The organism is Vibrio tetraodonis (assembly GCF_003350295.1).
GTDB lineage: Bacteria > Pseudomonadota > Gammaproteobacteria > Enterobacterales > Vibrionaceae > Vibrio > Vibrio tetraodonis.
In genome coordinates this window covers 175,966-195,192 of record NZ_QLYY01000006.1, presented here as the reverse complement: position 1 = coordinate 195,192, position 19,227 = coordinate 175,966, and the positions used below count along the sequence as shown (strand labels likewise).

At 41.3% G+C, this 19,227-nt stretch carries 15 protein-coding genes; 6 read left to right on the top strand and 9 right to left on the bottom strand.

Annotation, left to right across the window (positions count from 1 at the left end; genetic code table 11):
• Nucleotides 1-63: 63 nt before the first annotated feature.
• From DPF90_RS03100 to DPF90_RS03090, 3 genes are read right to left on the bottom strand one after another with little or no spacing between them, the layout of a single operon-like run.
• Nucleotides 64-387, bottom strand: a complete 324-nt coding sequence (locus tag DPF90_RS03100; RefSeq protein WP_114784595.1) for a hypothetical protein — start codon at nt 385-387, stop codon at nt 64-66.
• Nucleotides 387-1,175: a DUF4225 domain-containing protein gene (locus DPF90_RS03095; protein WP_114784593.1), complete on the bottom strand. Its 789-nt coding sequence runs from the start codon at nt 1,173-1,175 to the stop codon at nt 387-389. Before DPF90_RS03095 ends, DPF90_RS03100 begins: the two co-directional genes overlap by 1 nt.
• Nucleotides 1,172-1,675 carry an Hcp family type VI secretion system effector gene (locus DPF90_RS03090; RefSeq protein WP_114784591.1) on the bottom strand — a complete coding sequence of 168 codons (504 nt, stop codon included), beginning with the start codon at nt 1,673-1,675 and terminating at the stop codon, nt 1,172-1,174. Before DPF90_RS03090 ends, DPF90_RS03095 begins: the two co-directional genes overlap by 4 nt.
• A gap of 371 nt (nt 1,676-2,046) precedes the next feature.
• Here DPF90_RS03090 and DPF90_RS03085 point away from each other — a divergent pair, with 371 nt between their 5' ends.
• The 4 genes from DPF90_RS03085 to DPF90_RS03070 all read left to right on the top strand — a co-directional run bounded on the left by DPF90_RS03085 (nt 2,047) and on the right by DPF90_RS03070 (nt 6,604).
• Nucleotides 2,047-3,612 (top strand): ATP-dependent nuclease, encoded by a 1,566-nt coding sequence (locus DPF90_RS03085; protein ID WP_114784589.1) that lies wholly within the window; start codon nt 2,047-2,049, stop codon nt 3,610-3,612.
• Nucleotides 3,613-3,827: 215 nt separating this feature from the next.
• Entirely contained in the window at nt 3,828-4,619 is a 792-nt protein-coding gene (locus DPF90_RS03080; protein WP_420855703.1) for a hypothetical protein, read from the top strand.
• Nucleotides 4,620-4,941: 322 nt separating this feature from the next.
• Nucleotides 4,942-5,388: a hypothetical protein gene (locus DPF90_RS03075; protein ID WP_114784585.1), complete on the top strand. Its 447-nt coding sequence runs from the start codon at nt 4,942-4,944 to the stop codon at nt 5,386-5,388.
• Nucleotides 5,389-5,641: 253 nt separating this feature from the next.
• Nucleotides 5,642-6,604 carry an EamA family transporter gene (locus DPF90_RS03070; RefSeq protein ID WP_114784583.1) on the top strand — a complete coding sequence of 321 codons (963 nt, stop codon included), beginning with the start codon at nt 5,642-5,644 and terminating at the stop codon, nt 6,602-6,604.
• A gap of 45 nt (nt 6,605-6,649) precedes the next feature.
• On the opposite strand, the gene DPF90_RS03065 is transcribed toward DPF90_RS03070, so the two are convergent.
• From DPF90_RS03065 to DPF90_RS03040, 6 genes are all read right to left on the bottom strand, one after another.
• The gene (locus DPF90_RS03065) at nt 6,650-7,576 is read right to left on the bottom strand and encodes an agmatinase family protein (RefSeq protein ID WP_114784581.1); all 927 of its coding nucleotides are present in this window, start codon (nt 7,574-7,576) and stop codon (nt 6,650-6,652) included.
• A gap of 2 nt (nt 7,577-7,578) precedes the next feature.
• Nucleotides 7,579-8,811, bottom strand: coding sequence for an ATP-grasp domain-containing protein (locus tag DPF90_RS03060; RefSeq protein WP_114784579.1), 1,233 nt, complete (start codon nt 8,809-8,811; stop codon nt 7,579-7,581).
• A gap of 68 nt (nt 8,812-8,879) precedes the next feature.
• The gene (locus tag DPF90_RS03055; RefSeq protein ID WP_114784577.1) at nt 8,880-9,980 is read right to left on the bottom strand and encodes a radical SAM/SPASM domain-containing protein; all 1,101 of its coding nucleotides are present in this window, start codon (nt 9,978-9,980) and stop codon (nt 8,880-8,882) included.
• Nucleotides 9,981-10,772: 792 nt separating this feature from the next.
• On the bottom strand, nt 10,773-11,273 hold the full coding sequence (locus DPF90_RS03050; RefSeq protein ID WP_114784575.1) for an outer membrane beta-barrel protein: 501 nt from the start codon (nt 11,271-11,273) through the stop codon (nt 10,773-10,775).
• Nucleotides 11,274-11,402: 129 nt separating this feature from the next.
• Nucleotides 11,403-15,332 (bottom strand): ATP-dependent RNA helicase HrpA, encoded by a 3,930-nt coding sequence (gene hrpA, locus DPF90_RS03045; protein WP_114784827.1) that lies wholly within the window; start codon nt 15,330-15,332, stop codon nt 11,403-11,405.
• 122 nt (nt 15,333-15,454) lie between these two features.
• Nucleotides 15,455-16,729 carry a MipA/OmpV family protein gene (locus tag DPF90_RS03040; protein ID WP_240314463.1) on the bottom strand — a complete coding sequence of 425 codons (1,275 nt, stop codon included), beginning with the start codon at nt 16,727-16,729 and terminating at the stop codon, nt 15,455-15,457.
• Between the two features lie 160 nt (nt 16,730-16,889).
• Here DPF90_RS03040 and DPF90_RS03035 point away from each other — a divergent pair, with 160 nt between their 5' ends.
• Nucleotides 16,890-17,258 (top strand): VC1380 family protein, encoded by a 369-nt coding sequence (locus DPF90_RS03035; protein WP_114784825.1) that lies wholly within the window; start codon nt 16,890-16,892, stop codon nt 17,256-17,258.
• Nucleotides 17,258-19,201 (top strand): alkaline phosphatase D family protein, encoded by a 1,944-nt coding sequence (locus tag DPF90_RS03030; protein ID WP_114784571.1) that lies wholly within the window; start codon nt 17,258-17,260, stop codon nt 19,199-19,201. Before DPF90_RS03035 ends, DPF90_RS03030 begins: the two co-directional genes overlap by 1 nt.
• Nucleotides 19,202-19,227 lie beyond the last annotated feature (26 nt).

Below are 19,227 nucleotides of genomic sequence, written 5' to 3'. Positions count from 1 at the left end.
GCAAATTCTATCCCTGACAATTCCTCATCCCCAAGGGTTGAAGGTAGTTGATTAAACTAGCAACTATAATTTTTTCTTCTTTAAGAGACGACTTAAAAAAGTCAGCTTAGAAGGCGGTATTGTAAGAACCGTCACTATCATCAATGCTAATGCAATATAGCGATACAAATCCGTATAGGCAGAGTTGTCTGTCTCGAATAAGAATAACCAGTTTCTTACAAAGGTTTTATCGAACGTTAAAGTATAATGCTGACTACCGAATTGACCCAAAACAAAAAGATAGACAATAAATACAATGACTTTATCTTTGCGAAGATACAGTTCAGATAGATAGTGACATATAATCACACCGAGTAGACTGACAAATACGTACAGCCAAATGGACATTATTCGTCACCTTCAAAATAGGGGTTTATGGCAGATTCAGCGGTTACTGTGTTACTTAAAAATTCAAAGCCCAGAGCTCCTTTTGACATCGAACGCCATCCTTTGGCATAGTCTCGTTTAGCGTATCTAAATAGCATAAGCTGTTCAGAGTCTGGCATATTCGTCCATTTTTCAGCTACTCGCTTTTTGGAGATAAGGCCATACCCACTTGTAGCAAGATCAACAATAGCATAAGCTGCGTCACCATCTCGTTTATTTAACCCGAGAGATGCTGCAGCTTTGTGATATTGCTTGCGTAACATACTATTACTGTTTCCATATTTGCCAGTGTACTCTCCTTTCCAGTTTTGAACTATGTTCCCTGTCATATTGTATGAATTCTCATAGATGTTGTTACCACCATGTGCCATCATGGTTGTACCTACTGTACTACACCAAGACGCCCCCGCGATAGAAAAAATAGAGCTGGTAACACATCCTCCATAACCGACCGATAATTGCCCAATACCTGCCACTAAGCCTATACCATACTTACCTAATTCAAAGGCCTGATCAATTAGGCTTTGACGTTCTCGTCTTGCTAGTCGGACAACCCTATCTCCAACTAAAATACCACTCTCGTAGTCTCGTAATAAACATTTTCCAAGAAAACGATATTGATCTCGAAACTCATGCTGAATCGTAGGATCAGACAAGTGCGTCTGACTGTATGTATTGGCTTGTTGTAGAAGCCCACGGACAATCATTTTCACCTCATCATCGCTGATTTCACCTCGACTTGAACTCATCTCTCAACCTTATCCCTAGCTTCTGAGAATGCTTGAAGCCATGAGGAAAAGGCCCCAGTATTTGCTCCTATGTGTCTCCAACTGATATCTCGATATGAGATCAGCATTGTTTCATTCATTTCGTTATCATTGAAGTCAATCACATGTGGCATATGTGTCGATACAGAACGTATGAGCGCACCTGTCAGCTTAATTTCGTAAAAAAGTTCGCTTCCACCTTTGGGGCTTGGTCGATAGAAAGTTAAGCAACATTTTAATTCATCACCGTCGGAACATGCCTGAGCCAGCATCGGACTTGCTTTGTCTATCTTTTTAACTATTTGAATTGGGTTATGAATGGAATTGTTATCATAAGCTATTGAATGAGAAAAAGATAAAACAGTGATTTGATCTTCATGACCTGATTGGTAGCTATTCCCCATAGAAAGAGGGGTGTTGCAAGCACTAGATAAACATCCGTTGTTGATGCTCTCGATTGAAAGAAAAGCTCTTGTTGACATGTTCTACCTCCGATAAAAAAGGGAAGGGTAGCAAACTAGGTGCTCACGTTCACTCCTGCATATTACCCAGGTAAATAGTTGAAATATAGAGCCTTATGTTCTTTATGACTGCATAATAGAGTGGAAGGATAGATTTAGTGTCAATATTGTCTGGCATATTCACAGATAGAGCCGTTTTGGATAAAAATAACTTTTTTACTACGTGATATCGATAGAAATAAATGGGTTAAATATCACGATAATTAACACTATCGGGAATCATGAAATTGTCCCTTTTCAAGTTGTAACTCGTGATTGCAACTGCATTTTTATCACTATGAAGTCTATATAATTTCTAGCTAATAACTTCCATCGCTAGGCGAGCACTATAAATGACGCATATTTTGAAGGCAAAAATCAAAAACTTTAAGAAATTCCGAGAGTATGAGATCTATTTTGATCCAAAAAGAAACATTCTGATTGGGGATAATGAAGCAGGGAAGAGTACTATATTGACGGCTATTGAGCTTGTATTGAGTGGCAGTAGAAGCAAGGTAGAGAGTTTGGGCATCGAAGCTTTGCTTAATGCCAGTGCTGTTTCAGAATTTCTAGCGAGTGAGAAAAATATAGACCGCCTTCCTACTCTTCACATTGAATTATTTCTAAACGAAGCAGATAACCCAGACCTTAACGGTAGAAACAACAGTGATGGAACTTATGCTGACGGGCTTCAATTGATCTGTGAGCCGAACGAAGAGTTAAGCGCAGAGATACGGCAAGTTTTGGATACTGAAGGTGATAACTTTCCATTCGAATTTTACGTCGCCAAGTTTATTACGTTCAATGGGGACGCATACTCCAGTTATCGGAAGTTTTTGCGCTTTTTGTCTATTGATAGCACTCAAATTAACAACGAGTACGCAAACAGTCAATATGTAAAAGCCATGTATGAAACAACCGTGGAGCAACCTGTACGTTACAGTCTAAAGAACGAATACAGACAGCAAAAAAATGCCTTCAGGGATACTCAACTGAATGTGATAAATGATGCTATAGAAGGTTACGATTTCGCTATCCGCTCTGGATCTAAGTTCAATTTGGAAACAGACCTAACCCTCACAGAAGAAGGGATTCCCATTGAAAACCGTGGTAAAGGAAAACAATGCTTTATTAAGACCGCGTTTGCATTGAGAGAGCGTGATGAAGGCAAGACAATAGATGTCTTATTACTAGAAGAACCTGAGAACCACCTAAGCCACACCAGCATGTATAAGCTAATTAGTCAGGTAGAGAAGGCTCATGATAATCAGGTCATAATTGCTACCCATAGTAGCCTAATCAGCTCAAGGTTAGACTTAAGAAAGTCAATCTTGCTGAATAGTGCAGCAACCAGACCTGCTATATTAACTGATCTTACGGGGGACACAGCTAAGTTCTTTGCGAAAGCTCCTAACCATAACATCTTAGAGCATGTCCTTTCTGAAAAGGTAATCCTTGTTGAGGGTGATGCGGAATATATTCTAATGGAGTGCTTATACGAGCGCACTAAAGGTCATCTGCCAAGCGACGATGGAATTCATATTATCTCAGTTGGTGGTACTAGCTTTAAACGATATATGGAAGTTTCTAAGCTGTTGAACATTAAGACAGCGGTAATCCGTGATAATGATAGTGACTATCAGAAAAACTGTGTAGATAATTATCATGATTATCAGGCAGATTGCATATCCGTATGCGCTGATACAGATAATACAAGAACCACTTTTGAAATATGCATGTATCAGGATAATAAAGAAATTTGCGACGACTTATTCTCAGGTGGAAGGATTCAATTAGAACCGCAAGAGTATATGTTGAAAAACAAAACTACCGCAGCATTTAGGTTACTTAAGGAGAAGGCGAACGAAATCACGGTGCCTTCATACATTAGAGAGGCTATAGAATGGATAAGCGAGTAGTACTTGCAGTCGCAGGATCGGGTAAAACACAGCATATAATTGATAAATTAAACATAAATAGTCGTGCGCTGATTGTTACTTACACTGTAAATAATACTACTAATCTAAAGAAACGAATTTTAAACAAATTTGGGGTCATGCCTAAAGGTGTGCGTGTTTACACCTATTTCTCATTCCTAATATCGTTCTGCGTGCGTCCAATAGTTGGTAACGACATGAAGATAAAGGGGGTTAGCTATAGTGATCCGCCTAGATTTGCGAAACGCAACACTCATGAGCATTACGTCAGTCAAGGAGACCGACTTTACCATAACCGTATTGCGAAGATGATGATGGATTGTGATGGTGTATCTGACATCACTGAGCGTATTGAAAAGTACTTTGATTTCTTCTGCGTAGATGAAGTTCAAGATTTCGCAGCTAATGACTTCAACTTGCTTTGTCAGTTGTCGAAAATGGATGTGGAGGTATTATTCGTTGGTGACTTTTTCCAACATACTTTTGATACTAGCCGAGATGGTAATATTCAAAAAAGTCTACATAGCAACTATGAAGCATATCTTCCCAAGCTCAAAGATTCAGGATACACAATCGACTTAGATACACTCTCCCACAGTTATAGATGTAGCCCTACAGTTTGCAGATTTGTTACCGAGCAAATTGGCATCACAATAGGCTCCCATCGGCAAGATGAGGTCAATATTGCCCTAATTGATGATACTGAACATATTGAGAGGTTATTCTCCGACGATTCCATCGTTAAATTATTTTTTAAAGAAAGCTACAAGTACGTTGGAAGGACTGACAATTGGGGAAATACAAAAGGCTTGGATGATTTCGCGGACATCTGCATAGTTCTAAATCCGACAACATTCACAGCCTATACAAAAGGACGATTGACTACTTTGGCACCATCGACGTTAAATAAGTTATACGTAGCTTGTACAAGAGCTAAAGGTAATGTGTATTTTGTCTCACAACGTTTGTTAGACGAGTACAAATGTTAAACCAGCCCTGTCTTTTGACCTAAAGGCTAAGTTAGCGTTTTGTACCTAACTTAGTTTTGTCCAGAAACGAGCTAGCGTTCGTGGCTAGCCCAGATCGCGGCTAGCTCATTTTTGCCCTTTTCTTCCCAGAGTGAAATTCATTCATAAGCTCTGAATATTCGTTTCCTTTCTAAAATTATTCGCTATTTTGCAATCTAAAACCCCTTTTTGTCTTTCTTTAAGGTGTTGATTTTTAATTGAATTATGATAAAAGAATTACATCATGGCCGGATGCAAAACGGCATTTAGTCGTCGAATAAGCCTCAGGTATCAAGGAGGATGAATGAATCGTAGAGAAAACAAATGTCTCATAGCATCTTCAGGGTGTTGTTTTTTAGCCGCATTGGCTCATTTGGGATGTATTGTATTTGGAGCTGATTGGTATCGACTGTTAGGGGCCGGAGAAGCGATGGCACAAATTGCGGAGCAAGGACTTTGGTACCCTACACTTATCACGCTTACAATAGCAGCAGCTTTGTGTGTCTGGGGTACTTTTGCCTTAGCAGTAGCTGGCGTAATAAGGAAACTTCCATTTACGCGCTCCATTTTAGTTGTGATTACCAGTGTTTTTCTCCTGAGAGCCTTCTCCTTTTTTGCACTAATGCCAATGTTTCCAGATAATTCCTTGACTTTTTGGCTGGTAAGTTCAGGTATCTGTTTGTTTATACGCAGTTTGTTTGCAGTCGGTACAAAACAAGAGTGGTCGAGGCTAACTCAGGCAAATGCCTAACAAACCGCTCAGACATGATTTAATCCTAAGATAGCTCTTAGCCATCTTATAAGTCCTACATACTCTTATGGTGTTTTGTTAGCTCAATACACCAACAAATTGGTTATCAATAGTAAGACATTTTGTGCCGTGATTCTCAATAACATATTTTACATAAGTTAAGCGTTATTAATTGCTAACAGTGAGTCAAACAGATACCCCAAAAGAGAGTACTATGACTGCATTACCTTGCTGAGGGTATTTCTTACCTTGAATGATAGTTAATAAACTCAATATGAATCTCAAACGTTATAATATTACCAATATCTGTTTATTTATTTCCTGCGTTATTATCTGGTCAACGTCGTGGTTGGCTATAACAACACAGATCTCTAACACGGCCCCAGCCGTGTCTTTATTCTGGCGGTTCTTTCTTGCTTTTATTACTTTGTGTATTGTCGATTTCTTTCACTCTTCTCAGAAAATCAATAGCAAACGAGCATTGTTCGAGTCAGCATTGATTGGCATCAGTTATTATTTTTTAGGAATCTGGCTAACGTATGAAGCAACCTATTATATCCCTAGTGCATTCTTGGCATGCTTAAGTACCACAGCGATTTTCTTCACACTTTTAATAAAAAAGATTTTTTGGCAACAACCACTTCTCAAGGTGATGATATTAGGTGCACTCATTTCAACTACTGGGCTAACAATATTCTTTTTTGACCAGCTCTCATCGCAAGAGGGGGCAAGCAAAGGTGTCGCACTTGCTCTATTAAGTTTCTTTTTAATTGCTGTAGGCTCAGTAGTCACTGAACGGGTTAATAAAAAATATCAACTGTCATCGATTAAGATTAATAAAATCGCGATTTTTACTGCTTGTATTGCTTTCATGATTACTTGCGTATTTCAGAATCAGTCCCTATCAGTCCCGTTGTCAGCTGAGTTCCTGCTTCCATTATTCTACTTGGGTATAGTCTGTTCAGCGCTAGCTTTTGTCTTGTTTACTAGTATGGTCTCGAGAATGGGGACTGAATACGCTCAATATGTTGTGTTTATTTACCCACTTGTGGCAACTTATATCGCGTATGCTGTAGGAGAAATCAGTCTAAGTCTTAATATGGTGCTAGGAAGTGTTCTCGTCATCATTGGATTTGCGGTTGGAATGCATAAGAAACCAAGTAATTCACCCCAGCAGCAAAAAAGAGAGCTTGGTGAAGCGAAAAGCCCAAGCTGAATATAGAAAAAGCAACGCCTCTATTGGGCGTTGCTTTTGTTCCACTCATTGATATTTCGCCACCCCAGACATAAAGTTGATGATGATTTCACAAGCAACTTGGCTTGTCATTGACTGATTATCAAGCGGTGGACTAACTTCTGTGATGTCCATACCTGCAAAAGAGAAGCTCTCGGCTAACTCAAATATTGTGTCACTCACTTCCCAAGGCATTAAACCAGAAGGATTGGGCACACTAGTTCCTGGTGCCACAGACTGATCAAACACATCTATATCGACCGAAAAGTAAATTGCATCCACTTTCCCATCAAAATGTTGAATAATTTTTTTGAGTAGCTCTCCCCTTCCCTTGCTTCGAATTTCATAGGGTGTAACAACAAGTACACCTCTATGCTCAAGATCTCGTAGATATTGTTCAGAATAGATATTGGCATTAATTCCTATTTGTGCAACGGCTTGATAATCGATGATATCTTCGAGCGTTTTTACCCAGTGGCCTGAGTGCTCTTTCCCTTTAACGGGCTCTCGACAATCAAGATGTGCGTCAAATACAACAAGTCCGACTCTATGATTATATTTGTGTAGAATTGCGCGAAATATTGGGTCTGTGATTGAATGATCTCCGCCGAGTATAATAGGCGTAACATGAGATGGAGCAGACAAGACTGCCTCTTCAATATTTCCATGTGAGCACACAATATCATTCGATATGTCCACAGTACCCAGATTTTCTAAAAGATAGCTAGAGAAGTCGACTCGTTTATCGATACAATACGTCGAATACCCGTCCAGTTGTTCTAAAATGGCCTTTGGTCCAAATCGAGTTCCTGGCCGGTAACTGACGCAGTAATCAAAAGGAATACTCAAAAATCCAAAAACACGTCCTTCTGTTGATGGTTGGTTGAGCCATAAATCTTTTATCCATGTCACTGTAGCATCTTGTACTACACAGTTGCTTGTCGAATCTAACATAGTTACCTCAAAGAAAATTTCAATTGACCAGCAGCATTTTTTGCAATTTGATAGGCATCCTCAGCACTGTCACCCTGTGTGATAACTAACGCAAGAATGTCCCCGTTGTTGCCAATGCCATCAATCGGATCTCCCGCTAATTTTCTTGGTACAACATGATGCACGCCCTGAATTTCAAATAACTCACCGAGATTATCGAAAGAATGAAATATCCCGTTTTCTTGGGTTGTGACTGCCACCCAACCTGTACCTCTTTGTAGAGACTCAGGTAAAGATTCGAACGTATCCATAGCCACATCAACTACTAAATGAGCGGGATTATAGCCAAGAGCCAGAGGCATTGCGTGGCTGCCAAAGTTGTCACCTATGAGTCGAGGATTCACTTCCAAAATCTTCACTTGGCCATTCACAACCCGACATTCGGTATGAATAACACCGCAATCAATATTTAAACAATCCAAGGCGCGAAAAACCTGTTCATGAAGCTGATTTGCATACTCTCCTTGAAATGGGAACATTACCCCTACTTCAGCAAAACCTTCATCCGGGTTCGGCTGATTTTCTTTGTAAGTTACACCCAGAAGGTATCTTTGAGTACCTACCCCTTGCACGGACTCCACACTGAACTCTTGCCCAACTAAGTACTCTTCAAGGAGGACTTGATCAACCAATTGATAATCTGAAAGCTGTCCTTTTAGTTGATTAAAAGACTCAAAATAGTCGCTCAGATCTTCAACACTATGGATAAGTTTAACGAGAATGGAATCATTTCCGTTACTCAACTTGGCAACAAAAGGAAAGCCCTTGTCATCGGCAAATTCTACCGCATCATCGAAACAGTCAACCACTTTGAAATACGGATTGACGTCTGGATAAGCCTTCTCCAGAGTTTGACGCATTAAATGCTTGTGCCTAACACCGTTTGCAGCGTCGTATGACATGGATGGCAAGTGCAACAACTGGGCTGCAAAACAAGCTTGCGGAACATGGAGATCTGAGGTCGTTGTTATACCATTAATCGGGTGTGTTTCGTTCAAGCTTAATATTGCATCCCGTATGGCGTGCTCTTCATGAGTGTTACAAATAATAATTTTATTTGCATAGCTTATAATTTCTGGCGAATACAAATGACGGCTCTTTGTTAGCAATGTTATAAAATAGCCCTGCTCTTTGGCATATTTAAAACTAGCTTCCCCTGCACCGGAGGGAGAAGATTCTATAAATGTTATATGCATTATCTTTACCTATAACGAATTACTATAATCGGACATCTTTTGGGATTGTGCTCTGCTGCTCAACTTGCCTAATCGGAAACATTGAACACTGCAATTTGCTGGCTTTCACGCCATTGTTCAGGAATATCTTTAAGCTTTCTGTCTATTCCCTTAGACTCGACACCTTTCCATACTCTCTCTCGAACAAGGCAGTATCCATCTTGAGGGTGTTTTCGAATCGCTTTTGCCAACCTTGAATCCCACACTTCCTCCAGGGTCTGCTTGCCTATCGAACCTAGCGGTCGTCCCAAGCCATTACAGTCGTATACTTCACCATACAAGTTAACAAACAGGCCAAGGTTAACCTGACGACATTTATAACCACCAGCCATCGGCCGACTCATATCGTATACCAATCCATACTCTTGATTATCAATATTCCTTATCATATTCAGCAGCTCATCTGAACGCTTCCACTCCTCTTGTCTTGTTCTTTTGTCCGCCATTCCTTCGGGAATCAAAGTGCTTATATAGTGATGAATATTGTTATCTCGGCACCAACGATGTGTTTCTGCTATATCTTCATCTTTATGGCGTCGACTTACCACCATATCGATTGCTATTCGAGTCGGAATTGATTTATTGAATCCTCTAGTAATGAGCTTTTCCAGTACGACTTTAGCCTTATCGGTATACCCCTTTACACCAACCAACTTATCATTTACTTTCGATTCAAATGTAGTGAACTTTAAGAAAATGGAAGCATTCAGATCATAAAGTCTGTCGATGGATTCATCATCAAGCAATGCACCATGTGTAAATATCACTGGTGTCATATCGAGTGAATGAATATATTCCAAAATTTCCCAAAAACTGGGGTCTAAACTTGGCTCTCCAGCACCTGGAATTTCAACTGTTTTGGCTCCGAGTTTATATGCCTGGTATATTACCGATTTTCTTTGTTCTGTTGTCAGAGGATTGCGGTCTTTGTCATCGAACCTATCTGGTGTTCTATCACAGTAATAACACTTTAAGTCACATTCGTTTGTTAAATCCAAGTCTAAATGAAGTAACCTGTTCTCCTTCATACTTTTGTCCGTTAAGAGCGCATCATAGTCTGTACCGGCAAGCCAAAGATTCTCAATTCTTTCTTTCGCTGCGGTTAAATGTTTTTTCTCATATTCCATCATATCGGCAATAGCTCATTGTTTATGATTTGAAATGCCACATATAAAACGTCAAAAGTGGCACGCGCATATACTATCTTTCAGAATTTCTTGAACTTTGTGTTTATAGATTTAAATCATAACTGTACAATTTTTAATATTATCTTTAGTGCTTCCAATATTTATATTTATCAATTTTTAAATAGGTTTCCTACAAGTCGATTTAGGGCTTTGTTTATACTACTGACTATTTAAGAAATTCAGGATTACTCCTAATTTAAAAGCCATACAAAAAAAGTGGTTATAAGATTAAATTTAGAATCAATAGAAAACAATATGCATAATGTTTTTTTGTGATGAGGTTCTGTTAATCCATTTAAACTTCTAGGCAAAATAGTAAAGACAATGAAAATAGTTGTGCATGGAGAAATTTAAGGCGTGTTAGTACATATTAATGCAGGCTTAATCTTTCCTGTACCTTCGACATACAGTCGTATCAAGCTTTGTTAAACGCTTTACAAGTGAATCACCTATATCATCAGACAAACCTACAAGCCTGAATAAATCAGTGGTTTGGACAAGGTAACGAAACTTGGCCGTTTGGCTGAGTAAAATAAGAATCGTGATGGGACGTTCCTACGGAGAAGGTTCAGGTCTTTCGTTTCGCCCTAACAAAGTTAATCGGAACGCCCAACATTCATCAGAAACCGTAATGTTGAGCTGCACAAATCCTTCACAGGTGGAATTGTCAAAATAAAAGCTTGGCCACAAACAGCCAAGCTTTTATTTATGCGTCGATGTTATGAAAAGTGAATATTACAAAAAGTGGATGGTCGCATTCAAAGAGAAATTAGTAATATCATCTTCTTTCAGACCAAATACATTGTAACTTGCACCAAAAGAAATCGGTACAGGTCCAGGGGCAAAGTACTCGGCACCGACACCATAGGTCACATCGACCTCATCTTCATCAAAGCTACCATCGGCTTTCAGATTGTACGAATGCACACCCGCCTTTCCGTACACATGAAGGGGACCGAAATCAATGCTTGGCTTTACAGCAAAATAAATAGCGCTACCCGTTAGGTTAGTTTTAATGCCATTGTAGTCAACGCGATCGAACTTACCGAGATCTTGATAACCCGCTTCAATGCCGATAAAAGGCAACAGGCCCGTTCCGACATGAACATTATAAGAAGTCGTCGACTCTCCGTTTAAGTCTGTTTGTCCAACGCTAGCCCCGCCGTAAATCAACGAGTCTGCCGATACCGCTGCTGAAGCACTTAGCAATGCCAGCGCTAATAGTGATTTTTTCATAGTTAGCCTTCTCTATTATCCTTGACAGAAACTGCTGCGGCAATCCTCTGCCTTCCCAGTCAAAAACTTTACTCTGTACTACAACTAAGCAATTTACATACCTAAAACGCTAGTGAGCACTTATTCTCGCTAGCACTCACTGATCGCATTCTTGACTCTTTTATCCGATACCGGATATGGCGTGCCTAACTGCTGAGCAAAATAGCTCACGCGAAGCTCTTCAATCATCCAGCGAATTTGCTTCACCTTCTCAGGCACCATTACCCCTTTAGGAACCTTATTTAATAGTTCCTTGTATTCATCTGCAACAGACTCAATCTTAAGCATATGTAAGCGATCTTTGTTTGGATCGATTGGCAATTTCTCCATACGCTTCTCGATCGCCTGCATGTAACGAAGAATATCGGGTAACCGCTTCCAACCGCATTCTGTCGCAAAGCCTTTGAATATAAGCCCTTCTATTTGCGTTTTTATATCAGATAAGGCGAATGCCATGGAGAAATCAATTTTCCCTTTCAACTTTTTGTTAATATTGAAGGCAGTCGTCAAAATTACTTCCACTTGTTTAGCAATCTCAACAACGGTATCGCCAAGTTCAGCACGGACATGCTCTTTGAGTTTTTCAAACGCCTCAGACTGCCAAACCAGACCACCTTGCTCTTCAATTAACTTATCAACACCACAAGCGATACAATCATCAATCAAGTCCAAGACTTTTCCATAAGGGTTGAAATAAAGTCCCAGCTTGGATTTGTTCGGCAAGTTGCTGTGCAGATATTTAATCGGTGACGGTACGTTGAGTAAAACAAGTTTACGCTGCCCAGCTTGCATCGCTAAATGTTGCTCATCAGCGGTTTCAAACAACTTAATTTCAACGCTGTCTTTTGCATCAACAATCGCAGGAAAGGCTTTAACGTCATAGCCACCACGCTTTTGTTGGTAGACTTTAGGCAGTTCCCCAAAGCTCCAAGTCTTTAGATCTCTTTGCTCAATATCATCGTCAGCCACTTTTGACAGTGTCTCCTGAACCTTGTCTTTTAGGCTCTCTTTCAAAAGGTAGAGATCGCGATTTTCTTTGAGCTTACGGTTTCTATGGTCAACAGCACGAAATGTAACCTTAAGATGATCGGGGACCTGTTCAAGGTTCCAGTCTTCACGCAGCACTTCAACACCTGTCATACGGCGTAACTCTTTTTCTAGCGAGTCCAAAAGCGGGCTTTCCATTGCAATGGCTCGGGCGAGAAACGCATCGGCGTAGTTTGGCGCTGGAACAAAGTTCTTACGTAAGGTTTTTGGCAGCGCCTTAATAAGGCTGACTACCAATTCATGTCTTAAGCCCGGAATTTGCCAATCAAAACCAGCAGGTTCAACTTGGTTAAGAACAGGCAGAGGCAGATGAACTGTGACACCATCATTATCCTCGCCCGGTTCAAATTGATAGCTGAGCTTGAGTTTTAACCCATTCTGATACCAAAAATTAGGGTAATCCAATTCCGTTACATGGCTGGCATCTCCCTTGAGCAACATCTCTTTTTCAAAATTCAGCAGCTCACTATCGGTCTGCGACGCCTTCTTCCACCAAGAATCAAAGTGCTTTCCAGAAACGACCTCTGTCCCGATACGCTGATCATAAAAGTCGAATAGCTCATCATCATCAACCAATATATCACGCCGACGAGATTTATGTTCTAGCTGCTCCACTTCCTGTAATAACTTGCGATTAGTCTTAAAAAAAGCGTGCTTGGTTTCCCATTCACCTTCAACCAAGGCACTGCGAATAAACAACTCTCGGCTAACGCTTGGGTCAATGCTGCCGTAATTGACTAATCGCTTGGGCACAATTGGCACACCGTAGAGCATGACTTTTTCATGTGCCATTACTGCTGCTCGTTTCTTCGACCAATGGGGCTCGCTGTAACTTCTTTTAATTAAGTGTTTAGCCAGTGGCTCAATCCATTCTGGTTGCACTTTAGCAATGATACGGCCCCATAGTTTGGAGGTTTCGACCAATTCCGCCGACACTATCCATTTGGGCTGCTTTTTAAATAACCCCGAAGCAGGAAAGATATGAAAACGCGCATTACGTGCACCTTGATACTCATTCTTCTCCTGATCTTTAACACCAATATGGGATAAAAGGCCGACAAGAATCGCACTGTGAACACTTTGATAACTGCTCGGCTCTTCATTGAGCTTGTACTCCATCTCTCGCATTGATTGATGGATTTGAAAGTAAACGTCCTGCCACTCTCTGACTCTGAGGTAGTTCAGGTAATCTTGCTTGCACTGCTTGCGAAATTGATTTCCCGACAGCGATTTTTGCTGCTTTTGTACGTAATCCCAAAGATTGACAAAGGTTAGAAAGTCAGACTCTTCGTGGAAGAAGCGTTTGTGTTTATCATCCGACGATTGCTGTTTATCGCTTGGTCTTTCTCTTGGATCCTGAATGGATAGCGCCGCCGCAATAATCATCACCTCTTTCAGGGCACCATATTTTGGCGCTTCAAGTACCATCCGCGCCAAACGAGGATCAATGGGTATCCGTGCAAGTTGCTTACCGATTGAGGTAAGACGTTTTTTGGCGTCCTTGGCACTTTCATTAATAGCACCAAGCTCTTCTAACAAACGCACACCGTCTTGGATATTGCGTTTATCTGGAGCCTCAACAAATGGAAAAGCTTGAATATCGCCAAGACCCAGTGCCGTCATCTGCAAAATAACCGACGCTAGGTTGGTTCGCAGTATTTCAGGATCAGTAAACTCAGGACGAGATTCAAAGTCTTGTTCAGAGTAAAGGCGGATACATATCCCCTCTTCAACACGGCCACAACGACCTTTACGCTGATTCGCACTTGCTTGCGATATAGGCTCGATGGGAAGTCTTTGCACCTTGGTTCGATAGCTATATCGACTGATTCGAGCTGTTCCAGGATCAATAACATATTTGATACCCGGAACCGTTAAAGAGGTTTCGGCCACGTTAGTGGCTAATACGATTCGCCGCCCTGCATGAGGCTGAAAAATCTTATTCTGTTCGCCTGCAGAAAGGCGAGCATAGAGGGGAACAATTTCCGTACTCTTTAAATTCCGTTTACTCAGAGCATCGGCAGTATCACGGATCTCGCGTTCCCCATTCATGAAAATGAGAATATCGCCTAGCCCTTCATCGCATAGCTCATCTACCGCCTCGAAGATGCCTTCTAGCTGGTCTCGATCAACATCATCGTCTCCACTCAGTGGACGGTATCGAGTTTCAACAGGATAAGTTCGGCCCGAGACTTCAATAATCGGCGCATCGTCGAAGTGTTTTGAAAAACGCTGCGGATCAATCGTCGCCGATGTGATAATGACTTTTAAATCAGGGCGACGAGGCAAGAGCTCTTTGAGATAACCTAGAATAAAATCGATATTGAGGCTTCGTTCGTGCGCTTCATCAATAATGATGGTGTCATACTGATTTAAAAAACGGTCGTGCTGAATTTCAGCAAGCAAAATACCGTCTGTCATCAGTTTGATCTGAGTTTGGTCTGAGATTTGATCGTTAAATCGAACTTTATAGCCGACAAAATCACCCAACTTAGTGCCCATTTCCTCAGCGATTCTGCTCGCCACAGACCTTGCTGCCAGGCGTCTGGGCTGAGTATGACCAATCAAGCCATATTGCCCTCGTCCAAGTTCAGCGCAAATCTTAGGCAACTGAGTGGTTTTACCTGAGCCGGTTTCCCCAGCAACAATCACAACTTGATTGTCTTGTATTGCCTGAGCGATGTTGTCCCGTTTCTGGCTAACCGGTAATATCTCTGGATAGTCGATGTTAGGTTTGAAGCTCGCTCTTTGCTCTGCTTCCATTATTGACTTAGCAATATCCAATGCAATTTCATCAAACACAGCATGACGTGGCTGCTCTTTTTTTATTTTACTCGCACCAGAGATACGCTTACTAAGGCGAAACCTATCTCTTAACATGCATTGATTCAAAGCGCTGCGCAAAGAAGAGGGTGTATTGGCTTGTACTGTGTGCTCTGCGGTAGGGCGTGTTTTGGGCTGTGACGATGTCAAAGCGTTACCTATTCTTTTTACTCCATAAAACTGAGCACATGGTACCACAACGGACAATAAAAATACCCCAAACCAATGGGATTAAAGAGACAATAAGATTGGCTTACCTATAACGTTTAGGATCAGAACTCAAATTGAAAATAAATCGTGTTGTAATTACTTCCACCCTTGATTCGGCCATACTGGGACGCTTGCTCAAATATTGCGCTTCTGTGATGAAGTGAATACCCAAACCACACTTTGTTGAGCTCAGAATAACCGACCAGATCTCCTAGATTCACATCAAGTGATAAATCCAAGTAATTGAGGAGATTACTGGCGTTGTAGCCTTTTTCATCCATTTCTGTCTGCTCTATGTAGGTAATGCTATCAATAAAAGACATACCTTCAGCAAAACCCAGCCGCCATTTAAAAGGCCATTCAATCGTGTAATAAAATTTAATCGCCGCAATATATTCTGTACTGGCAGATTGCACTTCAGAAGACCAATGGTGAGCAATACCTGGTGTGAAATACACATCGATCGGTACGCCGAACAAATTATCTGTTAGCGGGTGACCATAAAACACAGAACTCATTTGGTTGTTATATTGATCAGATTGAGTGTCTAGCGTGAGTATTTCACCTATGTTTGACGGCGTAGCCCAGCCATGAGCCAAGCGTATGTACTTAGAGTTGCTTAGTGGTTCTGTCGAGTCATGAAACTTATTATTAAATATACCAAAGCCAACAAACACCTCACCCTGATATCTGTCGTCAACCGTCGAAGAGTCGTAAGCGTTGCTGTCAAGACGACGAACACTGGTTGAGCCCAACAAATAGAGGTTTGAGTACAAGTGATAACGGGCATCAACCCCTATTCTAAAATCGATACCTGCGCCGAGTTTTTCATCCTCTGAAGCCGAAAAAGTATAATACTGAGTATTAAAGTCAGCATCTTTATACCTGAGCTCGGCAAAGGGACTCACCTGCCAATCTTGGTTCTCATACTCTCCTTTAAGGGCAAAATTGGCATGAAACCGAAACTCATCGTCTGTCATTAACTCAGTGTTGACTCGCCACGTATCGTTAAAGGCATACCCCAACTGGGCGCCAAAATCGACCGCATCACCGCCGTTGGCATTTTGGGCAGAAGCAGGAATATCAACAAACCTTAAGCGCATTAGCGCGTTAAACTCTAGAGTCTCATCTTCTGATTGCCAAAGATAAACACCACCTTGTAATCCATCAATAAATACCTGCTGATTATCAAAGTACATCATGGGAACAAAGGAGCCGACAGCTTGGTCATTATCAGGCGTCACAAAAGGAATCGATGCCGAGCGGTAAACCGCAGCAATGCCCCAAGTTTGATCTTGTGCAAAAGAAAAGCTGGTAGGAGTTGTTATTAAAATCATCAGCGCTGAATATGTCTGTATGCCGTTCATTTTTATGCCTTAAAATTACAGAGCAGACGAAATTGTACAAAGCTGATAAAACTAAATGCGTTTTTACTTATCGCTTAATACAATTCACCATTACTATAAGAGTATACCTTTACTTAAAATTGAAAAAATCGTGAAAGCTTCAGACTTAAAGAAAATTATCGACTCACTCGATGAGACTCAAGACCCAGAGCTGGTAACTGGCGATATATGGCTGCCAGAGCGTTTGGTTAGCACTCAGCTTGACCAAGAAATGTTATTCCTTGAATTCGACAATGCTCCAGAAGAAATGCAAGGCGATGAGGAAGGACGCGGCTTTGTTGAGCATGAGATTGATATGATTCGTCAAAGATTTGAGCACATTATCGATGAAAGTTCCGATACAAAAACTAAAGCAGATGCTATGCTGGCCCTATTTCTTATGGGCCATGAAATGTCGAGCTCTGAAATCATAGAGATCCTAGAAGACCCAGAAGTACCTAAGGACCCAACAGATATTTAATGAAGACAGAACATGAACTCCCTTTTCTATTGGCTGGCCCAATCTTAAGAAAGTCCTCCGCCAAGGGTTTGGTTTTTTGGCTTGTGACTAGCGAACCACTGCAAGGACAGTTTTCACTCAATCATGAACCCGATCGTGGTGTTATTTTTGAACAGTCGCTTGAACAATGCCATCAAATTAAGGTTGGAGAGCATTGCTATGTCACTCTGGCTCATTTCGAGCACCACTTTCCAACCAATGTTGCGCTAAGTTACGAGTTCCTTACTCAAAATGGCCCACTCAGTCAGTTATATCCGCATTTACTGCATGATAATGAGCAAGCACTGACTTTTAAGATTTCCACTAAAGCGGACTACGTTTTACACGGCTCATGTCGTAACCCGGATCATCCCAGTAAAGATGCTCTGGTCGCTATGGATACTAAGCTCGCATCGCAACCTTTGGGCGAGAGAGCCGATATGCTGATGATGAGTGGTGATCAGATATACGCAGACCACGTATCAGGCCCTTTGCTTGACGCCATACTTCAGACTATCGAGTTATTAGGATTACCCGACGAAACCTTTCCTGACGGACCACTCAGCTCTGCCAAAGATTTATATTTACACCCAGATAGCTTTTATGGGCGAGATAGCATACTTCCTCACCACTTTGGCGAAGAGACTTGGATCCGCAAATTCTTACCCAAACGGCATATTCCCATATTCAGCGCGCGTGAAAGTGAAAACCACCTCATCACATTTGCTGAATACTTTGCCATGTATTTGCTAGTCTGGTCCCCTACTCTGTGGCCATGCATCAATCGAGATCGCCTCAGCGACCAAGCCTTTACCCCCAATGGCAAAACGATTTCTGAACATTATCAGCAAAAATGGCAAGGCGAATACGAGAGACTGGGGGCTTTTATCGAAGGACTGCCTAAAATCCAACGACTTTTTGCTCATATTCCCACCTATATGATTTTCGATGATCACGATATAACCGATGACTGGAATCTTACTATAGGATGGGAGCAAGCGGCCTACACTAACCCGTTTTCGCATCAAATCATTGGTAATGCCCTGATTGCTTATTGGCTTTGTCAAGGTTGGGGGAACGAGCCTGATAACTTCAATCAGGAATTTTTATCTCTTGCTCTCGGGTATTTCAAACAGCCGACTGAGCAACACCATAGAGATCTTATCCGCTACTTATACAGTTTTGAACGCTGGCATTACACAATTAATACCTCACCTAAAGTGGTGGTACTTGATACTCGTACTCGTCGCTGGCGCTCTGAGTCCAAGATGAACAAGCCCTCTGGCTTAATGGATTGGGAAGCCCTTATCGAGTTTCAACAAGAGTTGATGTACCAAGATAAAGTCATTGTGGTCTCTGCTGCCCCTATTTTTGGCGTTAAATTCATAGAAGCTTTACAAAAAAGCATGACCATGATGGGCCAACCCTTAGTGATTGATGCAGAAAACTGGATGGCGCACAGAGGCAGTGCCAATACCCTACTAAGTATTTTTACTCACACCAAAACGCCGAGCAATTTCGTTATCCTCTCCGGTGATGTGCATTACTCTTTCGCTTATGATGTTAAGCTTCGTTTTCGTCGCTCTAGCCCCAACATTTATCAAATTACTTCGAGTGGCTTTAAGAACCAGTTTCCAGAGCCCTTACTTGGATGTTGTGATCATATAGACAGAGTGCTCTACTCACCTAGCTCACCATTAAACTTCTTTACCAAGCGTAAACGGCTCAAAGTTAAAAAACGCCAACCAAATATTGATGGGTCTCGATATCTAGTCAATGCCAGTACGGTTGGGGAGTTAAAGCTTGATGAGCATGGTAAGCCCAAACGCATCTCGATATTGACTGGTGAAGGCAATGAAATCGACTTTCCGCCACTGGATGAAAAGTCATCTTTTTGTCAAAGCACTTGTGCTCATCGAGAATAATCACTATCTATAGAAATAACACAGAA